Annotated in this window: 16 protein-coding genes; 6 read left to right on the forward strand and 10 right to left on the reverse strand. The window is 72.6% G+C overall.

Going from position 1 to position 17,769, the window contains the following annotated elements:
* Positions 1-148 precede the first annotated feature (148 nt).
* Positions 149-991 carry a class I SAM-dependent methyltransferase gene (locus ACFV6D_RS17190; RefSeq protein WP_380560395.1) on the reverse strand — a complete coding sequence of 281 codons (843 nt, stop codon included), beginning with the start codon at positions 989-991 and terminating at the stop codon, positions 149-151.
* Positions 992-1,377: 386 nt separating this feature from the next.
* Here ACFV6D_RS17190 and ACFV6D_RS17195 point away from each other — a divergent pair, with 386 nt between their 5' ends.
* A complete protein-coding gene (locus tag ACFV6D_RS17195) occupies positions 1,378-1,836 on the forward strand; it encodes a DinB family protein (protein WP_063350914.1) in 459 nt (152 codons plus the stop codon).
* Positions 1,837-1,877: 41 nt separating this feature from the next.
* On the opposite strand, the gene ACFV6D_RS17200 is transcribed toward ACFV6D_RS17195, so the two are convergent.
* On the reverse strand, positions 1,878-2,372 hold the full coding sequence (locus ACFV6D_RS17200) for a hypothetical protein (protein WP_350883659.1): 495 nt from the start codon (positions 2,370-2,372) through the stop codon (positions 1,878-1,880).
* A 183-nt stretch (positions 2,373-2,555) separates the two neighbouring features.
* The gene (locus tag ACFV6D_RS17205) at positions 2,556-4,160 is read right to left on the reverse strand and encodes a CehA/McbA family metallohydrolase (protein ID WP_380560396.1); all 1,605 of its coding nucleotides are present in this window, start codon (positions 4,158-4,160) and stop codon (positions 2,556-2,558) included.
* A 198-nt stretch (positions 4,161-4,358) separates the two neighbouring features.
* Between ACFV6D_RS17205 and ACFV6D_RS17210 the strand changes: the two genes are divergently transcribed.
* On the forward strand, positions 4,359-5,300 hold the full coding sequence (locus ACFV6D_RS17210) for a polysaccharide deacetylase family protein (protein ID WP_380560397.1): 942 nt from the start codon (positions 4,359-4,361) through the stop codon (positions 5,298-5,300).
* Between the two features lie 25 nt (positions 5,301-5,325).
* Here ACFV6D_RS17210 and ACFV6D_RS17215 read toward each other — a convergent pair whose 3' ends face one another.
* Both ACFV6D_RS17215 and ACFV6D_RS17220 read right to left on the reverse strand, forming a co-directional pair.
* Positions 5,326-5,709 carry a barstar family protein gene (locus ACFV6D_RS17215; protein WP_063346419.1) on the reverse strand — a complete coding sequence of 128 codons (384 nt, stop codon included), beginning with the start codon at positions 5,707-5,709 and terminating at the stop codon, positions 5,326-5,328.
* Between the two features lie 41 nt (positions 5,710-5,750).
* Positions 5,751-6,404, reverse strand: a complete 654-nt coding sequence (locus ACFV6D_RS17220; RefSeq protein WP_380343065.1) for a 4'-phosphopantetheinyl transferase — start codon at positions 6,402-6,404, stop codon at positions 5,751-5,753.
* A 303-nt stretch (positions 6,405-6,707) separates the two neighbouring features.
* Between ACFV6D_RS17220 and ACFV6D_RS17225 the strand changes: the two genes are divergently transcribed.
* Positions 6,708-6,866, forward strand: coding sequence for an SDR family oxidoreductase (locus ACFV6D_RS17225; RefSeq protein ID WP_079136189.1), 159 nt, complete (start codon positions 6,708-6,710; stop codon positions 6,864-6,866).
* 25 nt (positions 6,867-6,891) lie between these two features.
* Positions 6,892-7,701 carry an SMP-30/gluconolactonase/LRE family protein gene (locus ACFV6D_RS17230; RefSeq protein ID WP_380560398.1) on the forward strand — a complete coding sequence of 270 codons (810 nt, stop codon included), beginning with the start codon at positions 6,892-6,894 and terminating at the stop codon, positions 7,699-7,701.
* A gap of 28 nt (positions 7,702-7,729) precedes the next feature.
* Here ACFV6D_RS17230 and ACFV6D_RS17235 read toward each other — a convergent pair whose 3' ends face one another.
* Entirely contained in the window at positions 7,730-7,930 is a 201-nt protein-coding gene (locus ACFV6D_RS17235) for a hypothetical protein (RefSeq protein WP_063346415.1), read from the reverse strand.
* A gap of 261 nt (positions 7,931-8,191) precedes the next feature.
* Here ACFV6D_RS17235 and ACFV6D_RS17240 point away from each other — a divergent pair, with 261 nt between their 5' ends.
* A complete protein-coding gene (locus ACFV6D_RS17240) occupies positions 8,192-8,677 on the forward strand; it encodes a cysteine/serine endopeptidase inhibitor (RefSeq protein ID WP_063346414.1) in 486 nt (161 codons plus the stop codon).
* Positions 8,678-8,811: 134 nt separating this feature from the next.
* Here ACFV6D_RS17240 and ACFV6D_RS17245 read toward each other — a convergent pair whose 3' ends face one another.
* Entirely contained in the window at positions 8,812-9,879 is a 1,068-nt protein-coding gene (locus tag ACFV6D_RS17245; RefSeq protein ID WP_380380859.1) for an alpha/beta hydrolase, read from the reverse strand.
* Between the two features lie 421 nt (positions 9,880-10,300).
* Between ACFV6D_RS17245 and ACFV6D_RS17250 the strand changes: the two genes are divergently transcribed.
* On the forward strand, positions 10,301-11,044 hold the full coding sequence (locus tag ACFV6D_RS17250) for an SDR family oxidoreductase (RefSeq protein WP_380337596.1): 744 nt from the start codon (positions 10,301-10,303) through the stop codon (positions 11,042-11,044).
* Between the two features lie 22 nt (positions 11,045-11,066).
* On the opposite strand, the gene ACFV6D_RS17255 is transcribed toward ACFV6D_RS17250, so the two are convergent.
* From ACFV6D_RS17255 to ACFV6D_RS17265, 3 genes are all read right to left on the reverse strand, one after another.
* Positions 11,067-12,629, reverse strand: a complete 1,563-nt coding sequence (locus ACFV6D_RS17255; protein ID WP_380560399.1) for an AMP-binding protein — start codon at positions 12,627-12,629, stop codon at positions 11,067-11,069.
* A 234-nt stretch (positions 12,630-12,863) separates the two neighbouring features.
* Positions 12,864-14,603: a carbohydrate-binding module family 20 domain-containing protein gene (locus ACFV6D_RS17260; protein ID WP_380560400.1), complete on the reverse strand. Its 1,740-nt coding sequence runs from the start codon at positions 14,601-14,603 to the stop codon at positions 12,864-12,866.
* Positions 14,604-14,856: 253 nt separating this feature from the next.
* Complete coding sequence (locus ACFV6D_RS17265) at positions 14,857-17,193, reverse strand: M4 family metallopeptidase (RefSeq protein ID WP_063347339.1); 2,337 nt, start codon at positions 17,191-17,193, stop codon at positions 14,857-14,859.
* Positions 17,194-17,769: the final 576 nt, after the last annotated feature.

Here is a 17,769-nt window from a genome sequence, read left to right on the forward strand (position 1 = left end):
GGGGGGGGGGCGCGCCGCCGGGGGCGCGGGTGGGGGCGGCGGTCGGTTGATCCGGCGCGTCGCGGCCGGCGGGCGCCCGCCGGGCCCGGCGCGGACGGCGGAGGGGGCGTCAGGGCCCCGCGACGTACCGGGGGGGCAGGACGGCTCGTCAGATCGGCTGGCGGGCCGTTTCCGCCGGCCCGGGCCGGGTGGCGGTGACGACGTGGTAGTCGAGGAGGCCGCTGCGCCAGGCGGGGAGGAAGTTGCGGCTCCAGTGACCGGGAGGGACGGCGTCGGTGAGGTAGCGGTCGAGGCCGGGCCAGACGGCGTCGCCGATGGACTCGGTGGTGATGGTGGTGAAGCCGGCCGCGGTGAGGTCGCTGGTGAAGGCGGCGAGGGGGTGGGGGACGTCGAGGCCGTCGGCGAAGCTGGCGAGGAGGATGCTCAGGCGCTCGGTGATGTCCGGTCCGGCGGCGGCGAAGAAGGTGGTCACGACGAGCCGGCCGCCCGGGCGTAGGACGCGGGCGGTCTCGCGGGCGAAGCCGGTGAGTTCGCGGAAGTGCTGGGCGGCCTCGACGGAGTAGACGCCGTCCAGGGAGCCGTCGGCGAAGGGGAGTTGGTTGGCCGATCCGAAGGTGTAGGCCAGCCGATCGGGGTAGGTGGCCAGGGCTTTGGCGTTGACGGCGCGGGCGCGCTCGATCTGGTCGGGGTGGATGTCGACGCCGGTCACGCCCCCGAACCGGAACTCGCGCAGGGCGAGCGCCGCGCCGAGCCCGCGCCCGCAGCCGACCTCGGCCAGCCGCAGCCGCTCACGTGGCTCCGCGAACTCCCGCAGGACCCGGCGGTAGAGCTGTTCCTGGCTGTGGACCCGGTCCTCGGTCGTCGGGGCGGTGAGGTCCATGTCCTGCCAGTAGCCGAAGTTGATGAATCCACCGGCGAAGCTCGCGGCCTGGGACAGATCGCCGGCACCGTAGGTCCGGCGTACGGGGGCGGGGATGTGGTCGTGGCTCATGATGGTCGGTCTCCCGGTGTGTGATGTACCCGGTCTCGGCGGTGGAGTGACGACCCCGGACCGGGGGCGCTGAACGTGCTGCGTGACGATGTGGCGGCGCTGTGACCGGCACCGCGGTGCTCGGCGCCCGTCGGGCGCGCCGAGGTACGTACCCAAACCGGTGGTGATCCGAACACGGTACGTGATGGACCCCGGTCCGGGGCGGGAAAGGGGCGCGGAGGTGGCCCGGGGGGCTCAGAACACCGCCGCACTACCGGGGGCGGCTACCGGGCGCGGACGGCCGGTTCGCTACAGTCCGCGAGGATTCCCGAGGGTTTGAGGAGAGCGACACCGTGAACATCCCTGACCAGCGCCCCGCACCGCCGCTCAGCGGCGGCGAGCGCGAGATGCTGCGCGGCTTCCTGGACTTCCACCGGGCGACCCTCGCCCTGAAGTGCGAGGGCCTGACCGACGAGCAGCTGCGCCGGCGTTCCAGCCCGCCGTCCACCCTGACCCTGCTCGGGCTGGTCCGGCACATGGCGGAGGTGGAGCGCACCTGGTTCCGCAGGGTGATCGACGGTGAGGACGTCCCGCTGGTCTGGTCGCCGGACGGCGACTTCCAGGCCGCGTACGACGCCACCGGCGCCACCCGGGCCGAGGCCTTCGCCGTCTGGCAGGCCGAGGTCGAACACGCGCGCCGCATCGAGCGCGCCGCCGAGACCCTCGACGTCACCGGGTACCAGGCCCGGTGGGACGCCGACGTGTCGCTGCGGCTGGTGATGCTGCACCTGATCCACGAGTACGCCCGGCACAACGGGCACGCCGACTTCCTGCGGGAGGCGATCGACGGGGTGGTGGGGGCGTAGCCGTGCGCGCCGGGTGCCCAGGCCCCGGGCACCCGGCGGGGTCACCAGCCGAGCAGGTGGGTGCGGCGGGTGAGGGCGGCGAGGATGGACTCGGCGGCGCCGGCGGGGGTGAGGGAGCTGGTGTCCAGGGTGTGCGGGCCGGGGACGGCGCCCGGAGTGGGCTGGAGGACGACGAGGTGGAGGGCGGCGCCGGTGGTGCGGCTCTCGCGGCGGAAGGTGTCCAGGGTGGGCGGGGCGGCCGGGCACTCGACGATGACCTGGTAGCCGCCGGTCGCGTAGGCGAAGGCGGCCTGCGCGGCGGCGGCGAGGGCGGTGGTGTTCTGCCGCTCGGCCTCGGGGAGGTGCGGCGGGAGCTGGCCGCGCCGGATGACCCGCAGGAAGTCGTGCGCACGCAGGTGGACGCTCGGGTGCAGCTCCTCCGCGAGCCGGCTCGCGACCGGGCTCTGGCCGGCCCCGGCCGGGTCGACGAGGACGAGGACGCCGCCGGCGCCCCGGCCGCCCCCGAGCTCCGGCCCACCTACGGTCGTACGGTTCACAGCTGCTGATCCCTTCGCGGGCCGGGGACGGACGGGTAGCCGGGGCGAGGCGGTCGGAGTGCGGAAGGGCCGGCCGGCCCGGATACGGACAGCCGACCGTCTCGTCCCTACGACTGGTGCTTTCGGGGATCAACCTAGTCCACGCCGGTGCCCCGAGTCGTCCCCACTCCTGCTCCGGACGCCTCAGCGGTCCTCGACGCGCAGCACGATCGGGTTGGTGAGGGCCGCCATCGGACCCCAGGGGAGGTCCGGGCCCATCGCGTTGCCCTTGCCGGGCGACCCGTCCGGCTTCGGGTGGCGGACCTCGGCCCGGACGTAGGCGGCGAGCGAGGCCGTGGTGCGCCAGACCACCGTGCCGGAGCCGTCGGCGGGCAGCGACTCCTGGTGCAGCTGGCCCTCGTCGGTGAGGAGGCGGACCGTCCCGCCGGGGACGCCGGAGACGGTGAGCCGGACGTCCAGCGGGGCGTCCGCCGGGACGGCCAGCTCCTCGCCGATGCCGGCCCGGCGGCCGTGCCCGGTGACGGTGAACTCCAGCTGGACGGCGGCGGATTCGGCGAGCCAGCTGCGCCCGTCGCGCAGCCCGTCGAGGATCGCGTCCCGGGTGAGGTCCTCGGCCAGGACGACGTTGTGCGGGGAGCCGATGACCTGCGGGGCGCTGTGCGCGTCGCTGTTGCCCAGGGCGGGCAGCCAGGAACGGCCCTCGCGCAGGGCGACGGCGAGCCGGCCGTCCCAGGTGTCGACCGCGGACTCGTCGTCGTACGTCCAGGGCCCGTTCCACACCTCGACGCCGTCGGCCTGCTCGTAGCCGAACTTCCACTGGCAGGCGACGTACGGGCAGTACGGGTGCGCGGGCACCACCAGGCCGCCGGAGCGGTGGACCTGACGGACGAAGCGCGGGTACTCCTCGTCGCGGGAGCGGTAGCGCCAGTCGACGAACTGGCCCGCTTCGAGGCCGAGGGCCAGCCAGTGGCCGTTGCGGGTGGTGATCTCCTCGCCCGGGATGATCAGCAGGTCGGGGCCGGCCAGCGGGCCCCAGACCGCGTGCGAGGAGCTGGTGTTGTGGTCGGTGGAGACGATGAAGTCCAGGCCGGCCGCGCGGGCGCCGGCGGCCACCTCCTCCGGGAGGCGCCGGCCGTCGGAGTGCACGGTGTGCAGGTGGCAGTCGCCCCGGTACCAGGCGCGGCCGCGGCCGCGGGCCCGCTCGGACGGGTAGTGCGGGGCGAACGCCGGCCCGGGGGCGCCGAACCGGAGGGTGACCTGCACGTGGTAGTCCAGCCCCTGCGGCGCGATCTGGTAGGGGCCGAGGACGAGGTGCCAGGTGCCCGGGTTGATCGGGCCGGGGAGGTAGCCGGGGGTCGCGGCGTCGCGGGCGAGGCTGAACTCGGTGCGGAAACCGCCGGACCAGCCGCGGAAGCCGGGGCCGCCGAGGTCGGTGCCGCGTTCGTCGAAGATGCCGATGTCGCAGGAGTTGCCGGGGGTGCCGGCCGGGACCGGGGGCTTGTCGTAGCCGTAGCTGACGGCGATCTCGCGGACGCCGGCGGGGACTTCGACGGGGAGGTAGACGAAGTCGGGGGCGCCGGTGGGGAGGTGGCCGGTGAGGGTGAGGGTCCGTTCGGTGCCGGGGGCGCTGGGGGTGCCCGGGGTGCCCGGGGTGGCGGGGGCGCCGGGTGCGGAGGCGGCGGCGGGGGTGGTCGCGGTGAGGCCGAGGGCGGCGGCGGCTCCGGTGGTGAGGCCGGTGCGGAGGAGGTCGCGGCGGGCGGGGCGTGGGGTGTCGTGGTCGGCGGGCATCGGGTCCTCCGGGTCGGGGCGGGCGGGTCCGTTCGGCTCCTTACCCGTGGTGGTGAATCAGGGGTGAGCCGGGGCCCACGGGCGGGGGCGGGTCGGTGAAGGGGGTCGGCGTCGGCCGGGTCGGCGAGTTGCGGGCGATGACGATTAGTCCGTTCATATTCATAACGAGCGGATCGGGTCATCGCGGAGGAGACGGGTGTGGCACTGAGTCGGCGGGCGCTGCTGGCGGCGGTGGCCGGGAGCACGCTGGCGGGGTGCGGGTCCTCGGCGGGCGGCGGGGCGGCGGCCCCGGAGGCCCCGGAGGCCTCCGCTTCGGCCGCAGAGGTCTCCGGGGCCTCCGGGGCCTCGGCGATATCGGAGGCGACGCCGTCGGAGCCCCCGACGACGGCCCCGCCCGCCCCGACCGCTGCGACCGCTGCGACCGCGAGCCGGGAGCCGACCCGGGCCGAGCTGGTCGCCCGGTACGGCGGCACCGCGCCGAAGGAGTGGGGGATGGAGGTCACCGGGGTGACCACCAAGCTGCCCGCCGGTGAGAGTGCGACGGCGCTCACCTTCGACGCCTGCGGCGGCCCCGGCGGGAACGGGTACGACGCCGACCTGATCGACTTCCTGCGGAAACGTTCCGTCCCCGCCACGCTCTTCCTGAGCGCCCGCTGGATCGACGCCAACCCGGACGTGTTCAAGCAGCTTGCCGCCGATCCGCTCTTCGAGATCGGCAACCACGGCACCGTCCACCGCCCGCTCTCGGTCACCGGCCGCTCCGCCTACGGCATCGCCGGCACCGGTGGCGTCGGCGAGGTGTACGACGAGGTCGCGGGCAACGCGCACAAGCTCGCCGGGCTGCTCGGCCACCCGGTGCGGTTCTTCCGCTCCGGCACCGCGCACTACGACGACGTCGCCGCCCGGGTGGTCGCCGACCTGGGGGAACGCGCCGCGGGCTTCACGGTGAACGGCGACGGCGGGGCGACGCTCAGCGCCGCCGAGGTGCGGCAGGAGCTCGCGGCGGCCCCGCCGGGGGCGATCGTGATCTGCCACATGAACCACCCGGGCGGCGGCACCGCCCCCGGGGTGGTGGCGGCGGTGCCGGGGCTGCTGGCGGCGGGGCGGCGCTTCGTCCGGCTGTCGGACGTGCTGCGGTGAGGTGCGGGGGAGCCGCGTTGCGGCGTTAGGCCAGTCGGAGGCCTCCCGGGTGCTCCTCCTCGATGATCCGGACCAGCCAGTCGAACACCGTCGGCCCCTTGCCGGCCCGGGCGGCGGCGAGGTCGGCGCGGACGTGCTCGCGGTTGGCGGGGTGGCAGTGGGCCAGTCGCAGTTCCAGCTGGCGGACCGTCTCCGGGTAGCCGAGGTTGCGCCGGGAGACCGCGTGGTCGCGCCACTCGATCAGGTAGTCGCCGTCCTCGGGGGTGCCGTAGCCGCCGCGCAGGCAGTCGGCGAAGGCGTCGAGGTTCCGGCCGAAGTAGCCGTCGCTGCCGATGGTCTCACCGACCACGTCCCAGAAGTCGTCCAGCGTGTGGATCCGGGTGCCAGCTATCACATAGGTCACGGTCACGGGGTCGAGGATATGCCGAGTGCGGTCGTCGGTGCGCCGGACTACCGGGCGACCGCGATGGCGGTGGCGAGCAGCCCGTCACCGACGGCCCAGCGGCCCTCGAAGCCCTCGATGCGGCGGCCGTTGACGTTCGGGCCGGGGACCAGCAGGCGGGCGGTGAAGGAGCCGTCGGGGGAGAGGACCAGGTCGGCCTCGCTGAAGTCCAGGAACTGCTCGGTGAGCGGGAACCACGCCTTGTACACGGACTCCTTGGCGCTGAACAGGATGCGGTCCCACGGGGTACCGGGGTGCTCGGCGAGCAGGTCGACGATCCGCTTCCCCTCCTCGGGCAGCGCGATGACGTCCAGGACGTCGTCCGGGAGCGGCAGGGCGGGCTCGGCGTCGATGCCGACCGAGGCGAGGTCGCCGGAGCGGGCGACGGCCGCCGCTCGGAAGCCCTCGCAGTGGGTGAGGCTGCCGACGACGCCGTCGGGCCAGCTCGGGGCGCCGCGCAGGCCGGGGACCAGCGGGCGGTAGGGGATGCCGAGGCGGGTGAGGGCGGTGCGGGCGCAGTGGCGGACGGTGGTGAACTCCCGGCGGCGCTTGGCCACCGCCTGGACGACGGCGGCCTCCTCGGCCGGTTCCAGCCGGGCCTCCGGCGGGTCGTCGTAGGACACCTCGGTCACGACGGCGTCCGGCAGCAGGTCCCCGATCACACGCTCCCCCTCGGTCGGTGCGCGGACGGCCGCCGCGCGGATCGAGCCTAACCCGGGTGGGGGCGATCCCGGCGGGCCTTCCGGGGAAGATCCACCAGGGCCACCAACACGCCGGGGCCACCAACACGCCAGGGCCACCGGGCAGGTAGGTGACGGAGTGCAGGCCGCCGGTGCAGCGGAGGGAGCGGTGGCGCTCGTACACCGGCCAGGACACCGGGGACTTGCGGTCGACGCCGACGCCGATGCCGTGGAAGGGGGGCCGTGCCGATCAGTTGGTGGACGGATCCGCAGCCGAGCGCCGCGATGCTACGGTCGTCCCCACTGGGGCGGTTCGGCAGTGCGGCCGAGGTCGCGCGGGTGGTCGGCTTCCTGGCGGGTGAGGAATCCTCGTTCATCAGTGGTGCCTGCCTCGCCGTGGACGGCGGAATGACCGCGATGCTGCCCGAAGCCCTGCTGCGCTGACACCTTGTTCGAGGAGGGCCCCGCTGTGCGTGCCGAACCGGTCGCCGACACACCGTACCTGGAGCTGGGCGAGGGCCCGCTGTGGGACCAGTCCGCGCAACTGCTGCGCTGGATCGGCATCCCCGACCGGCGGGTGCTCACCCTGGACCCGGCCTCGGGCGCGATTAGCTCGGTCGAACTCGACGTCACCCCCGGCACCTTGATGCCGTACGGCGACGGCGGACTGATGCTCGCCACCGAGCGCGGCTTCGAACGGCTCGACCCGGCCACCGGCCGCACCACGCTGGTCGCCGCCGTCGAAGCCGACCGCCAGGACCGCCGGATGAACGACGGCAAGACCGACCCGTACGGCCGGCCGGTCGCCGGTTCGATGGGGCGGGGGGAGCCGCGCGAGCCAGGATCGCTGTACCGGCTGGAGCGCGACGGCGGCATCCGGGCGATCCTCGGCGGGCTCGACATCCCCAACGGCCTCGCCTGGCCGGAGCCCGACCGGCTCTGGCACATCGACACCACGACGCGCCGCATCGCCCTCTACCCCTACCCCGAGCACGGCCCCCTCGGCGAGCGGATCCGCACGCTCGACGTCTCCCACCTGCCGGGTTACCCGGACGGCATGACGCTCGACGCCGACGGCAACCTGTGGGTGGCGTTCTGGGACGGCTGGGCGGTCCGGTGCCTCTCGCCGGAGGGTGAGGTGCTGGCGTCGGTCGAGCTGCCGGTGCCGCGCGTCACCAGTTGCGCCTTCGGCGGGCCGGACGGGCGGACGCTCTACATCACGTCCGCCCGGTCCGACCAACAGCCGCTCTCCGGCGGCCTGTTCAGCGTCCGGGTGTGAGGGGGCCGGATTTGAAGGGTCCGCATCCCTACTGCCCGAGCAGGCGGGCGAAGTCCAGCCCGAGGCTGCCGAGCACCGGCAGTGCGCCGAGGTCGGTGACGGCGCCGACGGGGATGCTGTAGCCCTGGTTCACCGCGCGGGGCACGGGCACGGGCGCGGCGTTGGCGGGTGCGGCGGCGGCCGGGATCAGGGCGGCGCCGAGGAGCAGTGCGGCGAGTGCGGTGCGCATGGGGCGAGGCCTCCGGGGGTGGGCGTGGTGGCCTGTCAACACCCTGCGGCGCCGTGCGGTCACGTATCTTCGCCCCTTCGGCCGTATTGGTAAAGATTCCTGACTTGTTTTCATGTCAACATGGCGGCGGTCTGGACCACACCGCCGTCGGGCGCATACGTTCTCTTCACTCGGACGGGCATCGGGCGGTCTCGCTGAATCCCCCTGCGGCTTCGGCGACTTCTGCCTGTCATGTCCATGGCTAAAGAACCGGAGGGAACCATGCGCGCCATCAGCAAGAACCTCAGGATCCTCGCGGGCGCCCCGCTCGCGGCCGCCGCCCTCATCGCCCTCACCGCCGGCACCGCCAGCGCGGCGATACCGATCAACACGCCCATGGCCGGCAAGGCCACCTACTACAACGACGCCGGCTACGGCGCCTGCGGCACCCAGATCAACGCCTCCAACCAGATGCTCGTCGCGGTCTCCCACACCTGGTGGACCAGCGCCAACCCCAACAACGACCCCCTGTGTCAGGGCATTTCGGTCAAGGTCAGCTACCAGGGCAAGACCGTCACCGTCCCCGTCCGGGACAAGTGCCCGTCCTGCGACGCCAGCCACCTCGACCTCAGCCAGCCCGCCTTCGCCCAGCTGGCCCCGCTCGGCCAGGGCGTCATCAACGGCCTCACCTGGCAGTTCGTCAAGGCCGGCCTGAACGGCAAGACCGTCGAACTCTCCGAGCCCATCACCGGCTCCACCATCGGCTGAGACCGCGGATGAGCGACCGTGCCCGCCCCGGGACGCGGGGGGGGGCGCCGCGGGGGCCCCCCCCCCCCCACGGCGTGCGGGTCGTCGTGCGGGTCGCTGTACAGACGGCCGTACGGGTCGTCGCGCCGCTGGGATCAGTCGGCCTCCGGGCCCGCCAGGTTCTTGGTGAGCCACTGCAGCGTGTCCGGGATCATCTTCTTGAAGTCCGAGGTCAGGTGCTTGCCGCCGGGCTGCTCGTAGTACTCCAGCGACACCGGCGGGGCCGCCTTGGCGACCCAGCCCTTGACCAGCTTGGTCTCGTACGGGTTGGCGCCGCCCGCGGTGACCAGCATCTTCACGTCGGCCTTGCCCTGGGCGACCAGCACGTCGGGGTTGTTGGCCTGCCGCTCGGCGTCGTGGCCCTTCCACAGCCCCGAGTCGGGAACGTAGTAGCCGTCGATCGGGACGGCGGCCTTGTAGACGTCCGGGTGCTGGAGGGCGAGCTTGGCGCTGCAGAAGCCGCCGGTGGAGGCGCCCATCACGCCCCAGCCGTCGCGGCCCTTCACGGTGCGGAAGTTGGCGCGGACGAAGTCCGGGAGGTCCTGGGACATCCAGGTGCCCATCTTGGGCTGGCCCGGGATGTCGGAGCAGTCCAGCGCGTTGTGCTCGTCGCTGTTGAAGTTCTGCACCGGCATGATCATGATGAACGGGTGGGACTTGCCCGCCTTGACCAGCTGCTCGTTCTCCTCCTGGATCGGCAGCTGGTTGTCGGTCCAGGTGTTGTAGCCGTTGCTCTGGCCGCCCGCGAAGAGGGTGAGCACCGGGAAGCCGGTCTTGGCGAACTTGGGGTCGTTGTACTCGGGCGGCAGCCAGACCCAGACCTTGCCGGAGACGCCGGACTTCGCGCCGGTCACCGTGGTCATCATGATCGGACCGGCGGACGTGTCCCGGGCCTTGCTCAGGTTTGCGGCCGGACCGGTGGGCATCAGCACCTTCCCGGTGGCGGCCGCGGGCTCCGCGGTGGTGGGCGCGGGCGTACCGCCGCCACCCGCGCCGGGCGAGCCGCCCGTGGCAGCGGTACCGGTCGCACCCGGGGTGCCAGCCGCCTTGCCGCCGTCCCCCTTCCCGCCGCCGGAACTCCCGCAGGCCGCGAGCGAGGCGGCCAGGGCGAGCACGGCGGCGCCGGTCAGGACGGCACGGGAACGGGACGACTGCCTAAGCACGGTGAGGACTCTCCGACCGATGACACGCCCGGTCCGTCTGACCGGGCTGTGGCCCCCCGGTGGGGCCGGACAGACCGGGGGCGCGGCGCTGGTGCGGTCCCCGGGGTGGCGGCGCGTCCTCCCTCGCGGTGGCGCGCCTTCCTGCGATCTTATGACGTGGACCGGGGTGGCCCGGTTGCGCGGTGGCCACCGGAAATCCAATGTTTGTTCGCGATCAGGTAAAGGCCTTCACCACTCCCCCCGAACGACGGGGGCCGGACGGCGGGGAGCACGGTCCGCGGCCTGTCCGGGGGTGCGAATTTTGGGGCCTTCGACCAGTGACGGCGGCCCCCGTATCCGCAACGATCGGCTCACGCCCCAACCGACCCGCGCCCAGCCGAAGCCGAAGCCGAACCGACCCGAGCAGACCCAGGAGAACGCCATGCCCCAGCAGATCGCCGTCGTCACCGGAGCCGGGAGCGGAGTGGGCCGGGCCGTGGCGGTCGAACTGGCCGCGGCCGGCTGGCGGCTGGTGCTGGCCGGCCGGCGGGCCGAGCCGCTGCGGGAGACCGCCCGCCTGGGCGGCACGCCGACCGCGGTGGTGCCGACCGACGTCACCGACCCGGCGGCGGTGGACGCGCTGTTCGCCGCAGCCGTCGAGCGCTTCGGCCGGGTGGACCTGCTGTTCAACAACGCCGGCACCTTCGGCGCGGCCGTGCCGGTGGAGGATCTGGAGGTCGAGGCCTGGCGGGCGGTGGTCGACCTCAACCTGACCGGGGCGTTCCTCTGCGCCCGGGCCGCGTTCCGGCAGATGAAGGCGCAGGACCCGCAGGGCGGCCGGATCGTCAACAACGGCTCGATCTCGGCGCACGTCCCGCGCCCGCACTCGATCGCCTACACCGCGACCAAGCACGCCGTCACCGGGCTGACCAAGTCGCTGTCGCTGGACGGCCGCCCGTACCGGATCGCCTGCGGGCAGATCGACATCGGCAACGCGGCGACCGACATGACCGCCGCGATGAGCACCGGGGTGCGGCAGGCGGACGGGCGGCTCGCGGTCGAGCCGACCATGGACGTGGCCGACGTGGCCCGCACCGTCCGGCACATGGCCGAACTGCCGCTGGAGGCCAACGTGCAGTTCGCCACCGTGATGGCGACCGCCATGCCGTACGTCGGGCGAGGTTAGAGCCCGCCGTCGGCCCCCGCCGTCAGCCCGCCACGGACTCGCGCAGCCGCTTCTTGTCCGGCTTGCCCACCGACGTCAGCGGGATCTCGTCCACGACGTGCAGGGCCTCCGGCGCGTAGATCCGCCCCTTGTGGGCCGTGACGAACGCGCGGACCTCCTCCAGGTCCGGCCGCTGCCCCGACGCGGCGACGACGGCGACGTGGACGTGCTCCGCCTCCTGCGCGTCGCGCACCCCGAAGACCGCGCACTGCGCGATCGCCGGGTGGGTGAGCAGCAGGTCCTCGACCTCGGACGGGTAGACGTGCCCGCCGACCACGATGATCTTGTCCTTGAGCCGGTCGGCCAGGTAGAGGTAGCCGTCCGCGTCGAAGTAGCCGATGTCGCCGGTGTTCAGCCAGCCGTCGCGCAGCACCTCGGCGGTCAGGTCGGGCCGCTTCCAGTACCCGGCCATGACGGTGTCCGAGCGGACGTGGATCTCGCCCTGCTCCCCCGTCGGCAGCTCGGTGCCGTCGGCGGACCGGATCGCCACCTCGATGCCCGGGAGGGGTCGGCCGACCGCGATCTGGCCGCCGTGCCCGACCCGGTCGTGCTCGTGCGGGGCGAGCATGCAGATGTTCTGCGCCTCCGACTGCCCGTAGCCGCTCCACAGGACCGGCCCGAACACCTTGAGCGCCTCGCGCACCCGGGTGGGCGAGGCCGCGCAGCCGCCGTACGAGACCCGGCGCAGGCTGGACAGGTCGGTGCGGCCGATCGCCGGGTGGTCGAGCAGCTGGTAGAGCAGCGGCGGCAGCACCCACAGGTCGGTGATGCGCTCGCGCTCGATCGCGGCCAGGACCTCGCCGGGGTCGAAGGACCGCTGGAGGACCACCGTGCCGCCGTGGTGGAGCGTCAGGTCGGAGAAGAGCCCGGCGAGGTGGGCGAGCGAGGTGGCGGCGAGGAAGCGGGGTGTGTCGCTCTCCATGCGGCCGGGGGTGTCGAAGACCTTCCGGTAGGCGCCGTGCAGGCTGCGGATGCCCTTCGGGATTCCGGTGGTCCCGCCGGTGTGCCGGATGCCCCAGTCGTCGTCCGGGCCGACCCGGACGGCCGGCGGCTCGGCGGGCCGGTGGGCGGCGGCGGCGATCACGTCCTCGCCGATGGCCGCCGGTCCGGGGCCGAGACAAAGGACGGTCGGCACGTCGATCAGGGGCAGCAACTCGGCGGCCGCCGGGTACCGTTCGGCGTCGACGAGCAGGACGGCGGTGTCGACGCTCGTCGCGATCTCGGCCAGGGTCGAGGCGCTCATGCCGTCGTAGAGGTTCACCACCCGCGCACCCGCGAGGCCTGCCGCGTAACGGCCGCTCAGCGCCTCGGCGGTGTTGCCCGCGAGCAGGGTCACGGTGTCGCCGCGCACCACGCCCCGGGCGATGAGCTCGTGGGCGAGGCGGTAGGTGGCGGCGGCGAAGTCACCCGCGGTGAGTTCGATGCCGTCGGCGGTGGTGATGGCCCGCCGGTCGGGGTCGGCGGCGAGGGACTGAAGAATCAGGGCGGGAGCGCTGACGAACTCCGGTTCGTTCACGGCCACTTCTTCCTTGCAGTTTGCAACCATGTCCCCACCCTAACCCAACCCCACGTCCAGGGCCGGGAGTTAGTTCCCGTGGTGATCACTCGTCGTGCGAGTAGCGGTAGCGGAGAGGACGAGGGGGGTGGTTCTCATCCCGCGATCGTGTCAGCGCCGCCTCGCCGGCCGAGGTTTGAACCGGCACGGCCACCCGCACGAGGGACCCCCGTCAGGCCAGGCTGACGGGGGTCCAGGGGCGGCCCGAGGGTGGCCGGACAGGGCCTACGGCCGCCAGGTGTCGTTCAGGGTGACCAGGCCCGAGGCCGGCGCGGTCGCCGTCCGGTTGGCCCCGGACTCCCAGGTCACCGCGCCGCTCACGTCCTTGCGGACGTACTTGTACTGGAAGGCCGTGCCGGCCGGCAGCGCGAGCGACAGCGACCAGACCGGGTAGCCGGCCGAGGAGAGCGGCAGCGCCTTGGCCGGGTCCCAGCCGCCGAGCGCGGCGACGTCGCCGACCACGTAGACGTTCTGGCCGTTGACGGTGGTCGCGTTGACGTTGAACGAGGCGCCGGAGGTGCTGGCCGCCCCGCCCGGGACGTACAGCGCGATCGCGTCGCCCGCGCCGACCGTCGCGGTGAACTGCCCGTTGGCGCCCACCTGGTAGGTCGGGCCGGTGCAGCCGCCGCCCGGCTGCGGGTCGCCGTGCTGGATGTCGCAGTAGGTGCCGGCCGCGAGCCCGGTCTGGAAGGTCCGGGTGATCGGGCCGCTCTCGTGGTTGAGCGCGACGTAGCCCTTGTTGCCGCGGCCGAAGGCGATCGCGTTGTTGCCGTTGGACCACCAGTTGGTCACGCCGGTGCCCGCGACGGCGTTGCGGAAGCCGACCATGTTGGCGATCTGCCGCCAGGCGTGGGTGCAGTTCCAGCCGTCCTGGTAGCAGGCGTTGACGGTGCCGCCGTTGGGCGGGCCGTCGTCGTTGTTGGTGAAGGCGTAGCCGGAGTAGACGTTGGGCGCGCCGTACGGCGAGGCGAGCAGGAAGACGTTGGCCAGCGTGTAGGTGTTGCCGTAGGTGTAGTTGAGGGTGGAGCCGTTGCGCTCGGTGTCCCAGTTGTCGATGAAGGAGCGCGCCTGCCCGCTCGGCAGGTACCCCCAGGAGGCGCCCCAGCCGGACAGGTTGGCGAGCTTGTCGCTGGTGAACATCCGCTTGAGGTCGGTGCCGACGCGGAACTCGTCGACGTCGCCGGTGCCGGTGTACTCGCTGGGCTGGACCGGTTCGCCGGCGCCGTAGATGACCTCCTGCACCCAGTAGGCCTTGGGGTTGGCCGTCTTCGCCTTGATCGCGGCGAGGTCGCCGGCGGCGATGTGCTTGGCGGCGTCGATCCGGTAGCCGTCGACGCCGAGGGAGCCCAGGTCGTCCAGGTAGCGGGCGATGGTCTGCTGGACGTACGCGCTGCCGGTGTCGAGGTCCGCGAGGTTGACCAGCTCGCAGTTCTGCACGTTGGAGCGGTCCTGGTAGTTGGTGATCGGCTGGCGGCAGGAGTGGAAGTCCTGGTCCTGGTAGGTGCCGGGGTAGGTGTACTTGGTGTACGCGGTGCCGCCGGTGCCGGTGCCGGAGCCGGCCGTCATGTGGTTGACGACGGCGTCGGCGATGACCTTGACCCCGGCGGCGTGGCAGGTGTCGACCATGTTCTTGAAGGACGTCCGGTCGCCGAGCCGCCCGGCGATCCGGTAGCTGACGGGCTGGTAGGAGGTCCACCACTGCGGACCCTGGATGTGCTCCTGGGGCGGCGAGACCTCGACGAAGCCGTAGCCCTTCGGGCCGAGCGTCGAGGTGCAGGCCTGGGCGACGGAGTCGAAGCGCCACTCGAAGAGGGTGGCGGTGACGTCCTTGCCGTTGTTGGCGGGTGGGGCGGCCTGGGCGGCGGGGGCGCCGAGGGAGGTGGCGAGCGAGAGCGCCAGGGCCGCCGAGGCGGCGAGGGCGCCGGCCGCGCGGGCGGTCCGGCGGGTGGGGGCGGTGGTGACCACGTCGTCTCCTGGGGGTGGCTGGGGTGGGGGCAGCCGGGGATGAGCTGTGCAGGAAGAGCTATGCAGGAAGTTTCTGTAACTTGCCGGAAACTTGCAGCGCTGAACCTAGGGCCGCCGGGAGGGAGCGTCAAGGGCCTGGGAGGAACGTTTCTGCACCACCTGGGCCCGGACGCACGACAAGGGCCCGGCAGCCGTAGCCGCCGGGCCCCTCACCTGTCCTGGTTCACCGGGCCCGCGGGGGTCCGGTCCGGACTCAGCCGGTCTGGATGGAGGTGTCGTCGATCACGAAGCTCGTCTGCAGCGAGGCGTCCTCGGTGCCGGTGAACTTCAGGGTGACCGTCTGGCCCGCGTAGGACGAGAGGTCGAAGGTCCGCTGCTGGTAGCCCGCCGCGGCGTCCACGTTGGAGTACGTCTTCAGCGTGGTCCCGTTCACCGACACGGCCAGCTTGTCGTACGCGGTGCTGCCCGACTCAGCGGTGTCGATGTGCAGCCAGAAGCTCAGCGTCGCCTTGCAGCCCGCCGGGATCGTCACCGTCTGCGCCAGCGTGTCGGTGTGCGAGGAACCGTAGCCGTTCAGCCACGCCTTCCACGAACCACCGTGCGCCGCCTGCGAGGAGCTGTTGTCCACCACACCGGAGCTGGTCGTCCACGGCGCCGCCGAGCCCGTCTCGAAGCCCGCGTTGCCCAGCAGCTGCGCCGGCGTGCAGGTACCGCCACCGCCACCGGTCACCGTCCACGTGAAGCTCGCCGTACCGGACTTGCCCGCCGAGTCCTTCACCGTCACCGTCACGTTCGACGAGCCCGCCGTGGTGGCGGTACCGGTGATCGCGCCGGTCGAGGCGTTGATCGCCAGCCCGGCCGGCAGGCCCGTGGCGCTGTACGACAGCGGCGCGGTACCACCGGAAGCGTTGATCTGGAGGTTCACCGCACCGCCGACCGCCGTGGACTGGTTGCCCGGGCTGGTGACGGTGATGCCGCCCGGGTTGGGCAGCGAGCCGACGCTGACGGCGGCCCAGGCGGTGGCGACCGCGTTGTACTCGGCGCTGTTCGCGCCGTACAGGTCGGTGGCCGCGTTCAGGGTCGCGGTGCGGGCGGCGGCGTAGTTGGTGGTGGAGGTCATGTACGCGGTCAGCGCCTTGTACCAGACCTGCAGCGCCTTGTCGCGGCCGATGCCGGTGACGGTGATGTTGTTGACCGTCGGGCTGTTGTAGTTGAAGCCGTTGATGGTCTTCGCGCCGCTGCCCTCGGACAGCAGGTAGAAGAAGTGGTTGGCGACACCGGACGAGTAGTGCACGTCCAGGTTGCCGACGCCCGAGTACCAGGAGTCGGCCGAGGTGCCGTCCTTGGAGGGCTTGTCCATGTAGCGCAGCGGCGTGCCGTTGCCGTTGATGTCGATCAGCTCGCCGATGAGGTAGTTCGGCGGGTTGGCGGGCAGGTTGGCGTAGAACTCGACGCCGGTGCCCATGATGTCGGAGGTCGCCTCGTTGAGGCCGCCGGACTCGCCCGAGTAGTTCAGGTTGGCGGTGGCGGAGGTGACGCCGTGGCTCATCTCGTGGCCGGAGACGTCGAGTTCGGTCAGCGGGTGGGTGTCGCCCGAGCCGTCGCCGTACGTCATGCAGAAGCAGCTGTCGTCCCAGAACGCGTTGACGTAGCCGGTGTCGTAGTGGACCCGGCTCATCGCGCCGACGCCGTCGTTCTTGATGCCCGTGCGGCCGAAGGAGTTCTTGTAGAAGTCCCAGGTGACGGCGGCACCGTACTGGGCGTCGACGGCGGCGGACTCGCGGTTGCTGGCCTGGCCGTTGCCCCAGGTGTCGCTCGACTTGCTGAACAGCGTGCCGTTGCCGGAGGTGCCGTTCTTCATGTCGGTGGTGTACTGGCCGCCGCGGGTGGCGTCCTTCAGCGAGTACGTCGAGCCGCTCTGGGTGGTGGTCAGCGGCACGTTGCCGACGAACACGCCGTTGCCGGTGCCGCGCTTGATGCCGTCGGCCTTGCTGAGCACGTCACCGGTCTTGGCGTCGGTGACCACGTGCAGCTTGCTCGGGGTGCCGTCGGACTCGCGGCCGGAGACGACGGTCTCCCAGGCGAGCTTCGGGGTGCCGTCGGCGGCCCAGACGACCAGGCGCGGCGCGGTGTCGACGGCGGCGCCCTGCTCGGCGGCGAGCGCGGCGGCCTGGGCCTTCGGCGCGGCCTGGGCCGGCGTGGTGTCGACGCCGCCGAGGTTGGCCTCGCTGGCCTTGGTCACGCTCTTGGTGGCGCCCGCGGCGTCCTGGTGGACGATCAGGTCGCCGCCGAGCACCGGGAGTCCGGCGTAGGTGCGCTCGTAGCGCAGGTGGCGGCCGCCGTTGACGTCCTGGACGACGTCCTTGGTGACCAGCTTCTCCTGGCTGCTCAGGCCCAGGGCCTGGGCGAAGGACGCGGACTGCTGGTTCGCGGAGGCGATCAGCGCGGCCCGGGTCGACTGCTGGGCGGCGACGGCGGACGGGGCGTCGGGCGTCGCGGCCTGCGCGATGACCGGTATGCCGGTCACCAGCAGCGCGGTGGTGGCGGCCATGACAACCGCTGCCTTCCGGGCGTGAGCGTAACGGGACATGCGGACTCCTTTTCCGACCGGCGCGGGTTCGCACCGGTGGAGAGAAACCTGGGCCGCAGGGTTGCGGCGCAGTGGGGGCCCCCGCCCGGGGTGTGCGACGGGGGTGCGGTTGCGGTGCTCACAAGTCGTGGCAGGTTTGGGACGCGCTGCACCTGATCTGGTCGGCTGCACCGGGGGGTGGGGCCCCCTCGTCTGCAGCCGCAGGAATCGTGGCAGCAAACGAGCCGTCAATGACAGATGCATGCCACGGAATGGCCGATTCATTACCGAAACCGTATGCATGACTGTTCATCAGTTGCGTTACCCCTTTGAGAACTCATGAACACGGTTTTCATGATCCGGGGAATGTTCGATCACTTCCGGAAGTCACTGACCAGCGCTCAGGGCCCCCGCCCGCACCGCCCGGTGGCCGACGGCACCGGGCGGGGGCGGCACATCACGCTTCCGGCCGTGCCATCGGTGCTTTCCGGCCACCGGGCGGCCAAAACGAAACGGGTCCCGGCCCCCCCCAACCGCGGGTGGGGGGGCCGGGGGTAGGGGTTGCGTGGCGCAACCCGAGGTCCAAACCCGCCCGAG

This window comes from Kitasatospora sp. NPDC059812, assembly GCF_042732075.1.
In the GTDB taxonomy this organism is placed as follows: Bacteria; Actinomycetota; Actinomycetes; order Streptomycetales; family Streptomycetaceae; genus Kitasatospora.